The organism is Pseudomonas sp. LBUM1649, assembly GCF_059716155.1.
The window spans coordinates 1,137,272-1,151,829 of record NZ_CP166807.1 but is presented as its reverse complement, the minus strand read 5'-3'; the positions used below and the strand labels follow the sequence as shown (position 1 = coordinate 1,151,829).

Below are 14,558 nucleotides of genomic sequence, written 5' to 3'. Positions count from 1 at the left end.
CCATTTTTCAAACAAACGCCAAAAAGGAACCAAAAGGCTTTGCCCCACCACTTGGTGCCTCGCTGTGGCTCGGCATGCCCTCACTCCGGCCATCGTGGTTTAACGGGGCCCCCAAATCTAAAGCCAAAGCGAGGCGGCCGGACAGCCGACCTGATTTCAAGTGAACACGTTTCCCTGTAGGAGCGATGCTTGCTCGCGATGGACGTCAACGATAACGCGCCCTGTCTGGATGAACGCGTTGTCTGGACGTTCATCGTCGGAACGCCGCCCGGAGCCGGCTCGCTCCTACAATGGGATCGCGGACAGACCTGCAATCAGGTCGGCTATAGGGCCGCCTCGCGTTGCTTTGGCTTTTGATTTTCTTGCCACCTCACGCCCTGAGCCTGTCCGTCAACCTGTGACTACCTCCATCGGCGCCTCTACCAACGTTGATCCGCGCCGCGTTAAAGCCTGCAAGTAAGCCATTTCGTCATAGACGGTGCCGTTTTTCCAGCAGCGATAGACGATTCTGATCCACTTGAAAGCAAGTGCTCTCAGGGTCGCCTGGTATGAGCAGCCTTTAGCCCGCTGCTGCCGATAATAAGCCTCGGCCCACGTTGATTGAGTGATGCTGTGAGCGGCCCATTCGACAAAGGTCTGACGCAAGAAGGTTGAGCATTGGTAGCGCCAATACACGACTTTCTTCTTTCCGCTACGCTCGGTAACGGGTGCGATTCCGGCATATCGCTGCATCGCATTGGCGTCGCTAAATCGATCACGCTGTTCACCAAAAGCCACCATCAGGCGCGGCGCAAGATGTTGGCCGGCGCCAGGGAGTGCCTTAAAGATCGGGTAATCGGCCAAGGTGCTGGCCGTTTCTTCGATCTCGCGATCAAAATCCTTGATGGTGGAAAGGAGCCCTTTAAGTTGCGACGCCAAGGCTGTTGCGTACAACTGCGAAGGACGTATTACCCCCGGGTCCTGTGTCAAAGGCATCGCTTGGGTGATGATTTCCCAGCGCGTTTGATTGAGTTGAGCGTGACGAGCGTTGTGCTCATTAAAGAACTTGAGAAAAGTACTCTGGCGAGAACGCTTGATGTGCTCAAGCGTGGGCCAGCGCATCAGAAAGTCACAGAACACCACGGTGTCATGACTGCTAAACAGCTCCAGGGCCAATGGATAATACTGTTTGAGCGTACAGATCAAGCGGTTGCTGACCTTCACTCGCTCATCAACCAGTGCACGTCGATGTTCTGTCAGGCTGGCCAAAATACGCATGGCCGGGCTTTGCGGCATCAGCTGCGCAAACCGTTGGGGATAGGTGAGCAACAACTCAAGCGCCCATTGAGCATCGGTCGGATCATCCTTGGCACCGCTGCGGACAAAGGTTTTACGGTGTTTGGCCAAGGTGCTCGGATTGATTGGAAACAGGCAAAAGAACTCGTACTTTTGCAGGGCCGCCACCAACGGGCCCTTGTTGAGCTCAAGAGCAATCGCGATCGGAGCGCCGTAGCGCTCAAACAACGATTTCGCCCAACGATCAATCGATTGGGGTGTGTGGTCGATGACAGAGAAGTGCCGCCGGGTTTCCCCCGCGACCTGCAAACACACGTCATGCTTGGTATCTGCCCAATCTATTCCGACATAAGCAGTGAATTTCTGAGACAGGAGCGTTTGCATCAACAACCTCCACAGGCGCTAAAGTACATGCAGGAACATGCATGCTTACGTCCAGCGAAAGCGATATAGAGAGCCGTGTCGGGCTTTCCCTGAGTATTCGTTAGAGGGCGCAAGCGCACCTGTGGGCTCGAAGGTGAGGAGGTAATCATCGCGTGCTTGAGAGGCATATTCGTAGCCCACAGGTGCATGCTCCTTCCCTTGATTAAAACTGACTTCCAGACACCGAAGTATGGAAGAGGAAAGGAACGGACAACCTATATCGAGAGGCTTCGTTCCGGTTCTGCGCAGTGGGTAAACCGGCATGGATGCCGGTTTACCCGCGCTGGGCCAAGGATGGCCCAGCGCGGCGGGCCCTGTAGGAGCGAGCCTGCTCACGAAAAACCTGAGAGAACCACGGGGTGTCAGGCTCCCCGCGTCATCGTTGACCTCCATCGCGAGCATGCTCGCTCCTACAGGCTTTTCCAAGTGACTCGCTAATGAAATGGCTACCCCCGCCGCCCCCTGCGATCGCCCACTAAGCTTTCGCAGGGGGCTCACCGGAGACTGTTGCCATGAACGAAATATCTATCGCCGCCATCGATTTGGGAAAACACACTTTTCACCTGCATGCGCAGGATGATCGTGGTCATGAAGTTTGCCGCAAAAAATTCACCCGGTCGGCACTCATGCAGTACCTGATGAATCTCCAACCCTGCACCGTCGTGATGGAAGCCTGTGGTGGCGCCCATTTCATGGCACAGGAGGTGGCCAAGCTTGGGCATATACCCAAGCTCATTGCCCCTCATCTCGTGCGCCCTTACGTGAAAAGCAACAAAAACGACTTCGCTGATGCCGAAGCGATTTGCGAGGCCGCTACTCGCCCAACGATGCGCTTTGTGCCGGTCAAAAACCAAGCCCAGCAAGCGCTGGCCATGCTCAACTCGACACGTGATGCGTTCATCAAGGACCGCACTGCGGCCGTCAATCGTATTCACGCCGCTCTTCTGGAGGTCGGCGTCAGCCTGGCCCCGAGCCTCAAATCGATTCGATCTCTTTCGGCGCTGCTTGAAGCGAGCTCAATGGCTCAGCCCTTCAAAAACACTCTGACGAGGCTGTATCAACACTTCAAGCATTTGGACGAGGAGATCAAATCGCTGGACAAGGATGTGGAGTGCCAGGCCGCTGAAGATGATCTGGCGACTCGTTTGATGACCATGCCGTGTGTCGGTCCGATCACCTCCACCGTCCTGGCTGCCGAATTGGGCGATGGCAAACAGTTCAAATGCGGCCGAGACTATTCAGCCTCGATCGGGCTGGTGCCCAAGCAGCATTCCACGGGCGGCAAAACCGTACTGCTGGGCATCAGCAAGCGCGGCGATCGCAACCAGCGACGCCTGCTTGTCCAGTGTGCCCGCGTTTACGTGAGGTATCTGGACCGCCAGAAAGGCTGGCTGGCGGACTGGGTCCGGCAGCTATTGGCCCACCATCACTCCAACCATGTGGTTTGCGCGCTGGCCAACAAGCTGGCGAGGATCGCCTGGGCGATTGCGGCACACCACACTGAATTCGATGCAGGGCCAAGCGCGATGAACGCCTGACCCTGCTGTCACCCGAGCATCACCCACCTGGTTTTGCGATGCTGGATAACTGATGACGTGAACGGCCAACCGGCCTGACGACAACCCTGGGCTTTTACACGGCTGAAAGGCCGTCTCGCTAATAAGGATCGTCGGGCATCGATTCTCATCGAGGCGCGGGGCTACACCCCCACTCAGACGCCGGATAGATGAAAGCAAGCCAACCACTCATCAAAAACAGTATTGCAGAAAAGGGGGTAACCATAGATGTAAAAGCGAAACCATAGGTGGCCGTTACCGCAGGAATAGATACACACCCAAACCAAATACGCACCTGGAGCCATTCAACCCAAAGTGAACAGCATTACGGTCATCGACCGGGGCTTTTTGCTTTGCAGCCTCACTCAATCACGCAAATCCGACTCATGAACAGGCTGTTCACGGTGGGTTGCGCGGTGATACTGCGCTGGCCATATGGCTTTGCGCCCACCCAGGTCATCGTCGGCATGCAGCGCCCAATATGGATCACGCAACAGCTCACGAGCGAGGAAGATGATGTCGGCCTGACAGGTGCGCAGGATATGCTCAGCCTGTGCGGGCTCGGTGATCATTCCTACAGTGCCGGTGGCGATGCCTGACTCCTTGCGCACACGTTCGGCGAACCGGGTCTGATAACCCGGGCCAGTCGGGATTTCCGCGTTGACGGCCGTGCCGCCTGACGAAACGTCGATCAGGTCCACGCCCAGGTCTTTCAGGCGTCGCGCCAGCTCGACGGTTTCATCCGGATTCCAGCCATCCTCCACCCAGTCGGTGGCGGACACCCGCACGAACAGCGGCAATTCTTCCGGCCACACCGCCCGCACCGCTTCGGTGACCTGCAACACCAGGCGAATGCGGTTTTCGAAGGAGCCACCATACTGATCACGCCGCTGATTACTCAGGGGCGAAAGAAACTGGTGCAGCAGATAGCCATGGGCCGCGTGCACTTCGACCACCTTGAAACCGGCCGTGAGCGCGCGCTGCGCGGCGTCGACAAAGGCCTGAATGACGTCAGCGATCTCGCCTTCGTCGAGCTGCTTGGGTTGTGTGTGCTGCGGATCAAAGGCGATCGGTGACGGGCCGACCGGCTGCCAGCCGCCCTCGTCGATCTTTACGCTGCCATGCTTGCCGAGCCATGGGCGATAGGTACTGGCCTTGCGCCCCGCGTGGGCCAGCTGGATGCCGGCGATGGCGCCCTGAGCCGCTATGAAGCGAGTGATGCGTTGCAAGGGTTCGATCTGTTCATCGTTCCACAGGCCAAGATCCTGGTCGGTGATACGCCCGTCGGCCGTGACCGCCGTGGCTTCGGTAAATACCAGTCCTGCGCCGCCGACAGCGCGGCTGCCGAGGTGGACCAGGTGCCAGTCATTGGCCAGGCCATCGACACTCGAATACTGGCACATTGGCGACACCGCGATGCGGTTGAGCAGGGTCAATTGACGAAGGGTGTAGGGTTCAAGCAGCAGACTCATGGGGCACCTCTCAAATCAGTGGGCAGGCTCCAGGGTTCTGTTTGAATAGTCGACGAGTGACAGGAAAAGGATGCAGCACCCGCCCCCGCGGGCAAAAAATTGACAAGACGTCACAAGGATAATCAAGCAGTGTTTAGAGCCTAGTCGACATCTAGGGATGGTGGAGGGTTCTGATGAATTCGGTGTCAGGGAGATCGCTATCGGGTTCAACGCGGTTCGATGTGGGCAATCATCAACTGCACGGTCTCATTGCCACGAAACTCGTTGACGTCGAGTTTGTAAGCCAATTCCACCCACTTGATGGTCGGGTTCGGCCAGACCTCACGGTCGATCCCGAAGGCAATGCCGTCAAGCTTGACCGAACCGCACTCGCTCCTGAGCACCACCTTGAGGTGCCGTTCGCCGACGACGCGCTGCTCGACCAACTGGAACACCCCATGGAACAGCGGCTCCGGGAAGTGCTGGCCCCAAGGCCCGGCGTGGCGTAGCGCACGGGCCAGTTCGAGGTGGAATTCTTCGACAGCCAAAACCCCGTCCGACAGCAAACGCCCTGTCAGGTCTTCGTCGCGCAATTGACGACGCACCTCGGCATCAAAAGCCTGGGCGAACAATGGAAAATTCGCCTCCGGCAGCGTCAGGCCAGCGGCCATGGCATGGCCGCCGTACTTGGTGATCAGGTTCGGATGCTGCGCCGCCACCACGCTCAGGGCGTCGCGGATATGAAAGCCCTGGACCGAACGCCCCGAGCCCTTGAGCAACCCGTCGCCGGCATCGGCAAAGGCGATGGTCGGACGGAAATAACGCTCTTTCATGCGCGACGCGAGGATGCCGATGACACCCTGGTGCCACTCGGGATCGAACAGGCACAAACCAAATGGCATCGATTCCACCGGCAAATCCTTGAGCTGGGCCAGCGCTTCACGCTGCATGCCCTGCTCGATGGATTTACGGTCCTGGTTCATCCCGTCCAATTGCGCCGCCATCTCCCGCGCCAGCGCAACGTCTTCGGTCAGCAGGCATTCGATGCCCAGGCTCATGTCATCCAGTCGCCCGGCGGCGTTGAGGCGTGGGCCGACGATAAACCCCAGGTCGGTGGAGGTGATGCGCGCATGATCACGCTTGGCCACTTCGAGAATCGCCTTGATCCCCGGCCGGGCACGTCCGGCGCGTATCCGTTCCAGGCCCTGATGCACCAGGATCCGGTTATTGGCATCCAGCGGCACCACGTCGGCCACGCTGCCCAGCGCCACCAGATCGAGCAATTCGCCGATGTTCGGCTGCGGCTTGCTGGTGTACCAGCCGAGTTCGCGCAAACGCGCGCGCAAGGCCATCAACACATAGAAAATCACCCCGACGCCGGCCAGTGCCTTGCTCGGGAACGTGCAACCGGGCTGGTTCGGATTGACGATGGCATCGGCCAGCGGCAGTTCATCGCCCGGCAAATGGTGGTCGGTGACCAACACGTTGAGCCCGGCCTTTTTCGCCGCGGCCACGCCTTCGACACTGGAAATGCCGTTGTCCACGGTAATCAGCAACTGAGGCTGACGCTCCAGCGCCACCGCGACGATTTCCGGGGTCAGGCCGTAGCCGTAGTCAAATCGGTTGGGCACCAGATAGTCGACGTGCGCCGCACCCAACAGGCGCAAGCCCAATGTGCCCACGGTACTGGCTGTCGCGCCATCGGCATCGAAGTCGCCAACGATCAGGATCCGCTGGCGCTGTTCGAGCGCGGTCACCAGCAAATCCACCGCCGCCTCGATGCCCTTGAGCTGCTGGAACGGAATCAGGCGCGCCAGGCTTTTGTCCAGTTCGGCTTCGGATTGCACGCCCCGCGCTGCGTACAGCCGGGTCAGCAGCGGTGGAATATCACCGAGAAATGGCAGGGTGTCGGGCAGCAGGCGAGGTTCGATGCGCATGGGGTGACAGAGGCTTCTCTTCAATACGTAGGATAAAACCGGTGAGGCAGCGACTGATCAGCCGCGTTCGCCCAACAGCCACTGCAACTGGACTTCATGCTGGCCGCGGTCGTCGGTGACGAAAATCGTCCCTTCGCTGATCATCACGTCCCACTTGATAACCCGGGGCATGTCTTTGGCCAGGGTTTCCAGGACTTCCTGAGGTACCGCTGCGATGTTGACGTTTTTCAGGTTCTTGATCGCCGGGATCACCTTGCCTTCCCAGACGCGCAGGCTGCCGTAGGCCAGCAGGCTGGTGCGCTCGGTGCGGCGCGAGCACCAGGTCAGGCGATCGGAGTCCGGCTGGCCGACTTCGATCCAGTGCAGGACACGGTCATCCAGGCTCTTTTCCCACAAAGCTGGCTCATCCACGTCCGACAGGCCACGGCCAAACGACAGCTGCTCGTTGTACCAGAGGGCGTAGGCCAACAGGCGCACGGTCATGCGCTCTTCGGTTTCCGAAGGGTGGCGGGCGATGGTCTGCTTGACGGACTCGTAGACACTGCGATCGAGGTCGGTGAGGTTCAGTTCAAACTTGTAGGTCGTGGACGGCTGGGCCATGAACGGGCTTCTTGATACGTGGAAAGGCGGCAAGTCTAACCGATGCAGCCACCAATCAACGAATAGAAGGCGATCTACCTTGGGCGCCTGACAATCGGCTATGTTAAAACTCTGTTCTCGCCCAACCTTTGTCCAACAGGAACCCGCATGCCGTCCTCTGCCAAACCGCTCTCAGGTCTGAAAGTCATCGAACTGGGTACTTTGATCGCCGGCCCGTTTGCCTCGCGCATTTGCGCTGAATTCGGTGCCGATGTGGTCAAGGTCGAATCGCCGGACGGTGGCGATCCATTGCGCAAATGGCGAAAATTGTACGAGGGCACCTCGCTGTGGTGGTTCGTTCAGGCACGCAATAAAAAATCGCTGACGCTGAACCTGAAGCATCCAGACGGCCTGGCGATTCTGAAGAAACTGCTCAGTGAAGCGGACATCCTGATCGAGAACTTCCGCCCCGGGGTGCTGGAAAAGCTTGGCCTGGGCTGGGAAGTCCTGCATGCCTTGAATCCAAAGCTGGTCATGGTGCGGCTCTCGGGCTTCGGCCAGACCGGCCCGATGAAGGATCAGCCCGGGTTTGGCGCTGTCGGTGAATCCATGGGCGGCCTGCGCTACATCACCGGGTTCGAGGACCGGCCACCGGTGCGTACCGGGATTTCCATCGGTGACTCGATTGCCGCGCTGTGGGGCGTAATCGGTGCCCTGATGGCCCTGCGTCACCGCGAGGTCAATGGCGGTGAGGGGCAAGTGGTGGACGTGGCGCTGTACGAGGCGATCTTCGCCATGATGGAAAGCATGGTGCCGGAGTTCGACGTGTTCGGCTTCATCCGCGAACGCACCGGCAACATCATGCCGGGCATCACGCCCTCCTCGATCCACACCAGCGCCGATGGCAAACATGTGCAGATCGGCGCCAATGGCGATGCGATCTTCAAGCGTTTCATGCTGGTCATTGGCCGGGAAGACCTGGCCAACGATCCGCTGCTGGCCAGCAATGACGGCCGAGACAGCCGTCGCGACGAAATTTACGGGGTCATTGATCGCTGGGTCAATTCGTTGTCCCTGGATACCGTCATCGAGCGCTTGAATCAGGCCGACGTACCGGCCAGCCGGATCTTCAGCGCCGAAGACATGTTCAGCGATCCTCAGTACCTCGCTCGGGAAATGTTCCTGCAGGCCAAGCTGCCCGATGGCAGGGACTTCAAGATGCCAGGGATCGTGCCGAAACTCTCAGAGACACCCGGTGATTGTGCATGGGTCGGGCCGCAACTGGGTGAGCACAACGCCCAGGTACTCCAGGAACTTGGCTATGACGCGTCGCAGATCACACAGCTGCGCAAAGACGGAGCCATCTGAGCTCAAGCGTCTGTTTGCGCGACTCATCAAGCCGTGCCTGTTGCTGGACGGGCGGCGACTGTTGTTGGCCGGGCGGCGCCTGGGCGCGTTGGCGAGCCTGGTCCTGATCGTCGCGCTGGCCTCGCCGGTGTCGGCGCAGCCCAAGGGAACCCTGGTCTGGCTGAAACGCGATCTACCGCCGCTGTTCATTTTCGACGGTCCGGAAAAAGGCCGGGGGGTCATCGATCAATTGCTCCAGCAGTTGATCGCCGGCATGCCCCAGTACCGGCACAGCGTGATGAAGGTCAATCGTGCCCGTGGCTTGCAGATGCTTCACGAACCATCCCTCACCTGCGATGCGGCGTTGAACTGGAGCAAGGAGCGCGAAAGCTGGATCGCATTTTCCCTGCCGGTCTTTCGCGCCATGAGCAATGGCCTGGCAGTGCGGCGCAACGATCGGGAGGTACTGACGCCGTTCCTCAAGGATGGAGAGGTGGACTTGGCCGCCCTGTTGGCCACCGGCACTGTGACGCTGGGCATTGTTGCCGAACGCAACTATGGCGAATTTCTCGACGCCTTGCTCAAACAGGCGCCGGGCAAGGTGCTGACGCTTCATTACGGCAACGACGCCTTGGGCAGCCTGTTGCAAATGCAACGCCTGGGACGCCTGCAATTGCTCTTGGGCTATCGTCCGGAAATTCGCTATCAGGCCCAGCAACAAGGGATCGCTGAAGAGGAACTGCAGTTCTATCCGATTCGTGGAACCGGCAAATACCTCTCCGGCTACATCGGCTGCACCAATACGCCCCAGGGTCGCCAGGCGATCATCGAGATCAACCAACTGTTGCGTGCCCTGCCCCCAGAGCAGTTGAGCAAGGCGTACGCCGGGTGGCTCGACCCGCAAAGTCGCAGCGACTACCTGCAAGCGGCCCGGGAATTTTTCGAGCATCAGAACGGCTATTGACGATTGCCGGGCAAAAAGAAACCCCGAGAAGTGGGGAGACGACTCGGGGTTAAACGTGGTCTTTTTTCAAAGACCAGTAACAGCAAGCGACAAGCACCGGAGCACAATGCTTGATCCTGCTGTTAATAGGTCTGACTGATCCGGATGCAGGAAGGTTCCCACAAAAGACAATTCAGTTTCGGCTGGCCAGCAGTTTGTCCTGTGCCGCATTGCGCAACGCCGCGATCACACAGGGTTCCAGGCGTCCTTCAGCAATCAGCACGTCGCGGTGCAAGCCGTCGACGACATCCGTCAGCTGGCGCCTGTCGGTCAACTGCGACTGATTGAACGCGCGATCGACCACGATGGCGCCGATTGCATCCTTCAATGTCACCCGGCATTCGCCAAGCATGCCTGACGGGGTCAACGTCACCTGGTACGGGCTCAGAGCCTCACCGAGCAAGAGACTGATACTTTCCATCCGATCACCACTCAATAGTCCGAAAACAAAGTGCCTGGGGCGTGTGTACAGTAAATGACCGCTGGCCCGAATAGAAAGTTCTGAAGACCGAGAGCAGGTGAGCCTGCGCCCCCGGTCGATAGAGCATGCACGGCGAAGATGACAGGGAAAAAACAACAGCCTCACGCCTGTCCGGTTCGCCGACGGATATCGCTCCAGCCGCCCAGCAACCCTCGCAGTTGGCCGTCCGCACCATAGAACGGTACCGTCCACTGGTAGATAGCCCTGGGGCCTGTATTGAACAGCAATTGCCGCTCGCAGAAGCGCGGTTTACGCGTGCCCAACTGAGCCATGAACTCATCATGCAACAATTCGGCGGTCTCTTTGGGCAGCAGGTCGAGCTCGATCAACTGCCGCCCCTGGATCCGCTCGAAACGGGTCGACAGGCTCTCCTCATAACGCTTGTTGCACAGGATCAAGCGCCCCTGAAGATCACGCACGAACAGCGGATCGGGCATGGCGTCGATCAACGCGTGCTGGAAGGCGAGTTGATCGCCCAGGTGCTGTTCGGCCTCCTGCCGTTGCCGGACCAACACCGCCAGGCGGCGGCTCCAGAGTAGCGACAGCAAACCGAACAGGCTGGCGGCCAACAGGCCCCAGCCAGCCCATGGGGCAAATCGTTGCCAGGCTGTCGGGGCCGGGGTAGCGCCATTGAGCCACTTCGAGCGCAGGGCGCGTAAATCAGCGGGAGGAAAAGCCTCAAGGGCCTTGTTGAGGATGCTCAACAGCTGCGATTGACCTTTGCGCACCGTCAGGTAGTCCGGGTCCCACTGGCCTTCCACGACTTGCCCGACCTGAAGCTGGCCGGAGGGAAAGAGTCGTGCGCCTGTTTCGCTGTCGATGGTCGCATGGGCCTCACCGCTTTCCACCAGCGCGCGGGCTTCAGCGTAGGTCTTGACCGAACGCAGCTCGATGGAGGGGTGGTCACGACGAATCACCGCCTCCAGCGCATGTCGGGTCGGCAGTACCAACACGCGTTTGGCCAACTGCTGCAGAGACTCGACCTGCGGTGCCCCGGCCCGCCCGACAAACACCCAGCCAGAGCCGCCAAAGGAATGGCTGAAATCCAGGAACACCTTGCGCTCGTCATTCATTGCCAGCGTAGTGCTCATGTCCGCCTCTGCGCGCTCCAGGCTTTCAAGCATATGCTCAGTGGAGAACGACTCGACATGGACAAAGCGCAAACCGGTCATGGCGCTGATACGATCGAGCATATCCCTGTTAAGGCCGCTCCACTGACCATGCTCATTCTTGAACAGGTACCGCGGGTACTCCAGCGACGCCACCTTGACTGGCGGATGCTCGGCAATCCATTTCAATTCCTTGGCATCCAGTGCGATCCGGACACCGGCCAGCGCCTTTGCCGGTTCACGAACCGGATCAGCCGCGGCCATTGCCCACTGAGCCATGACGCCCAGTGCAACGCCCAGTACAGCGCCCAGCGTACTGAGCAAAAGCAGCCAGCAAGCCGCTGGCCTTGATCGTCTGTAAACCGGCATTGCCACATCCTTGGTGTCAGTTCGCCCGTTTCCATGGGCAACTCCTACTGACAAGTGTGGCATGCACAAACAAGAAAGCCCGTCAGGAGACGGGCTTTCTTGTGTGACAAGGTTTGCCTGTTACAAAGGCTTACCGCGGTTGCCATGCTGACTGACAAAGGCCTGCACGGCCTTGAGGTCATTCGGCAATACGGTGCAGCGCTCGTCTCTTTCGAACAAATCAGCAAGATGTGCAGGGAGCTCAAGGGCTTTTCCTACACCGGCTTTTTCCACGGCGTCCGGGAATTTGACCGGATGGGCCGTGCCCAGGATGACCATCGGGATATCCAGGCTGCGACGGCATTCCCGTGCCGCCTTGACGCCGATCGCGGTGTGCGGGTCCAGTACTTCACCAGTCTGTTCAAAGACCTCGGCGATGGTTTCGCAGGTTTGCGCATCGTCCACGGCCAGCGAGTCGAACAGTTTGCGCGCTTGCGTCCAGCGCTCCTGCTCGACGCTGAAACCGCCGCCCTGCTTGAAGCTGTCCATCAGACCGGCAATCGCCAAGCCGTTACGACCGTGCAGGTCAAACAACAGGCGTTCGAAGTTCGAGGACACCATGATGTCCATCGACGGCGACAGGGTCGCGTGCAGGGTTTCCTTGACGTACTGGTTGCCGCTCATGAAGCGGTGCAGGATGTCATTGCGGTTGGTGGCGACGATCAACTGGTTGATCGGCAGGCCCATGTTGCGTGCCAGGTAGCCGGCGAAGATGTCGCCGAAGTTACCGGTTGGCACCGAGAACGCCACCGAGCGCGCCGGACCGCCCAGCTGCAGGGCCGCGTGGAAGTAGTAGACGATCTGGGCCATGATCCGCGCCCAGTTGATCGAGTTTACCGCCACCAGGCGTGTGCCCTTGAGGAAGCCCTGGTCGGCGAAGCTCGCCTTGACCATTTCCTGGCAGTCATCGAAGTTGCCTTCAATGGCAATGTTGTGGATGTTCTCACCGAAAATGGTGGTCATCTGCCGACGCTGCACTTCGGAGACACGGTTGTGCGGGTGCAGGATGAAGATGTCGACGTTTTCGCAGTGCTTGCAGCCTTCGATGGCGGCCGAGCCAGTATCACCGGAGGTGGCGCCGACGATCACCACGCGCTCGCCGCGCTTTTCCAGCACGTAGTCGAGCAGGCGACCGAGCAGTTGCAGGGCGAAGTCCTTGAACGCCAGGGTCGGGCCGTGGAACAGCTCCAGCACCCATTCGTTGCCGTTCAGCTGACGCAGCGGCGCGACGGCGCTGTGGGCGAACACGCCGTAGGTTTCTTCAAGGATCTTTTTGAAATCGGCATCCGGAATGCTGCCGGTAACGAACGGTCGCATAACGCGAAACGCCAGCTCGTGATACGGCAGGCCGGCCCAGGAAGCGATTTCTTCCTGAGTGAAACGTGGCAGGTTTTCCGGGACGTACAGACCGCCGTCGGTGGCAAGGCCTGCCAGCAGGACGTCTTCGAAATTCAGGGCCGGTGCCTGGCCGCGGGTACTGATGTAACGCATGACTGACTCCATTGGGACAGTGTTCGCAATGCCGGGCGCCTGTTACGGGGCCCGGCAAACGATATCGGCTTAGTTCAGGTGCTCGACACGGATCCGTACAACCGGACCGACCACACCCGCCAAGGCTTCCAAAGCGGCGATCGCATCGTTGATGCGCTGCTCCACCACACGGTGGGTCAGCAGGATCATCGGTACCAGGCCATCGTGCTCCTCGGCTTCCTTCTGCATGATCGACTCGATGTTGATGCCACGCTCGGACAGGATGCTGGCCACCTGGGCCAGGACGCCCGGATGATCCTTGGCCTGGATCCGCAGGTAGTACGCGCTTTCGCAGGCATCGATCGGCAGGATCGGGTGCGCCGACAGCGAATCCGGCTGGAAGGCCAGGTGCGGTACGCGGTTTTCCGGGTCCGAGGTCATGGCGCGAACAACGTCTACCAGGTCGGCAATCACCGACGAAGCAGTCGGCTCCATGCCGGCACCTGCTCCGTAGAACAACGTCGAACCGGCGGCGTCGCCGTTGACCATTACCGCGTTCATCACGCCGTTGACGTTGGCGATCAGGCGATCGGCCGGGATCAGCGTCGGGTGCACGCGCAGTTCGATACCTGCCGCGGTGCTGCGCGCCACGCCCAGGTGCTTGATGCGGTAACCCAGCGCTTCGGCGTAGTTCACGTCAGCGGTGGTCAGCTTGGTGATGCCTTCGGTGTAGGCCTTGTCGAACTGCAGCGGAATGCCGAAGGCAATGGACGCCAGGATCGTCAGCTTGTGCGCCGCATCGATGCCTTCAACGTCGAAGGTCGGGTCGGCTTCGGCGTAGCCCAGGGCTTGCGCTTCGACCAACACGTCTTCGAAGGTGCGGCCTTTCTCGCGCATCTCGGTGAGAATGAAGTTGCCGGTGCCGTTGATGATGCCGGCCACCCAGTTGATGCGGTTGGCGGACAGGCCTTCACGGATCGCCTTGATCACCGGAATGCCGCCGGCCACGGCCGCTTCGAACGCAACGATCACGCCCTTCTCGCGTGCCTTGGCGAAAATTTCATTACCGTGAACGGCGATCAGCGCCTTGTTCGCGGTGACCACATGCTTGCCATTCTCGATGGCCTTGAGTACCAGCTCGCGGGCAACGGTGTAGCCGCCCATCAGCTCTATGACGATGTCGATCTCAGGGTTCGTGGCCACTTCGAAGACATCGGTGGTAATCGCAATACCGGTCGTTTGGAACTGAGGCTTTGGCGTGCGCATGGCAATTTGTGCCACTTCGATTCCACGCCCGGCACGACGAGCAATTTCCTCGGCGTTGCGCTGAAGTACGTTGAAGGTACCGCCACCGACGGTCCCTAACCCACAGATGCCTACTTTGACCGGTTTCACTGTGAACTCCCCATAAAACGGCCGACTCGAGGCCGGCCGTGAAAACAGCCGCATACTCGCGGCTCTCTATTGATGGCCCGGCTGGAACTGCCGCCGGACCACGCTCGTCAATGAACGACGCGAA

At 59.6% G+C, this 14,558-nt stretch carries 11 protein-coding genes; 3 read left to right on the top strand and 8 right to left on the bottom strand.

Annotation, left to right across the window (positions count from 1 at the left end):
* Window positions 1-390 precede the first annotated feature (390 nt).
* On the bottom strand, window positions 391-1,659 hold the full coding sequence (locus ACA058_RS05155; protein ID WP_497635127.1) for an IS110 family RNA-guided transposase: 1,269 nt from the start codon (window positions 1,657-1,659) through the stop codon (window positions 391-393).
* Between the two features lie 551 nt (window positions 1,660-2,210).
* Here ACA058_RS05155 and ACA058_RS05150 point away from each other — a divergent pair.
* The gene (locus ACA058_RS05150; protein WP_497634895.1) at window positions 2,211-3,236 is read left to right on the top strand and encodes an IS110 family RNA-guided transposase; all 1,026 of its coding nucleotides are present in this window, start codon (window positions 2,211-2,213) and stop codon (window positions 3,234-3,236) included.
* 383 nt (window positions 3,237-3,619) lie between these two features.
* Here ACA058_RS05150 and ACA058_RS05145 read toward each other — a convergent pair whose 3' ends face one another.
* From ACA058_RS05145 to ACA058_RS05135, 3 genes are all read right to left on the bottom strand, one after another.
* A complete protein-coding gene (locus ACA058_RS05145) occupies window positions 3,620-4,726 on the bottom strand; it encodes an NADH:flavin oxidoreductase/NADH oxidase (protein WP_497638139.1) in 1,107 nt (368 codons plus the stop codon).
* A 206-nt stretch (window positions 4,727-4,932) separates the two neighbouring features.
* Window positions 4,933-6,642, bottom strand: a complete 1,710-nt coding sequence (recJ, locus tag ACA058_RS05140) for a single-stranded-DNA-specific exonuclease RecJ (RefSeq protein ID WP_497638138.1) — start codon at window positions 6,640-6,642, stop codon at window positions 4,933-4,935.
* Between the two features lie 57 nt (window positions 6,643-6,699).
* On the bottom strand, window positions 6,700-7,242 hold the full coding sequence (locus ACA058_RS05135; RefSeq protein WP_497638137.1) for a YaeQ family protein: 543 nt from the start codon (window positions 7,240-7,242) through the stop codon (window positions 6,700-6,702).
* Between the two features lie 147 nt (window positions 7,243-7,389).
* On the opposite strand from ACA058_RS05135, the gene ACA058_RS05130 reads away from it, so the two are divergent.
* Together ACA058_RS05130 and ACA058_RS05125 are read left to right on the top strand one after the other, a co-directional pair.
* Entirely contained in the window at window positions 7,390-8,589 is a 1,200-nt protein-coding gene (locus tag ACA058_RS05130; protein WP_497638136.1) for a CaiB/BaiF CoA transferase family protein, read from the top strand.
* Window positions 8,543-9,532 (top strand): TIGR02285 family protein, encoded by a 990-nt coding sequence (locus ACA058_RS05125; RefSeq protein WP_497638135.1) that lies wholly within the window; start codon window positions 8,543-8,545, stop codon window positions 9,530-9,532. The genes ACA058_RS05130 and ACA058_RS05125 overlap by 47 nt, the downstream gene beginning before the upstream one ends.
* A gap of 172 nt (window positions 9,533-9,704) precedes the next feature.
* Here ACA058_RS05125 and ACA058_RS05120 read toward each other — a convergent pair whose 3' ends face one another.
* From ACA058_RS05120 to ACA058_RS05105, 4 genes are all read right to left on the bottom strand, one after another.
* Complete coding sequence (locus tag ACA058_RS05120) at window positions 9,705-9,992, bottom strand: DUF3509 domain-containing protein (RefSeq protein WP_497638134.1); 288 nt, start codon at window positions 9,990-9,992, stop codon at window positions 9,705-9,707.
* A gap of 161 nt (window positions 9,993-10,153) precedes the next feature.
* Entirely contained in the window at window positions 10,154-11,530 is a 1,377-nt protein-coding gene (locus ACA058_RS05115; protein ID WP_497638133.1) for a transporter substrate-binding domain-containing protein, read from the bottom strand.
* A gap of 120 nt (window positions 11,531-11,650) precedes the next feature.
* Entirely contained in the window at window positions 11,651-13,060 is a 1,410-nt protein-coding gene (gene thrC, locus ACA058_RS05110; RefSeq protein ID WP_497638132.1) for a threonine synthase, read from the bottom strand.
* Between the two features lie 69 nt (window positions 13,061-13,129).
* Window positions 13,130-14,434 (bottom strand): homoserine dehydrogenase, encoded by a 1,305-nt coding sequence (locus tag ACA058_RS05105; RefSeq protein ID WP_497638131.1) that lies wholly within the window; start codon window positions 14,432-14,434, stop codon window positions 13,130-13,132.
* Window positions 14,435-14,558 lie beyond the last annotated feature (124 nt).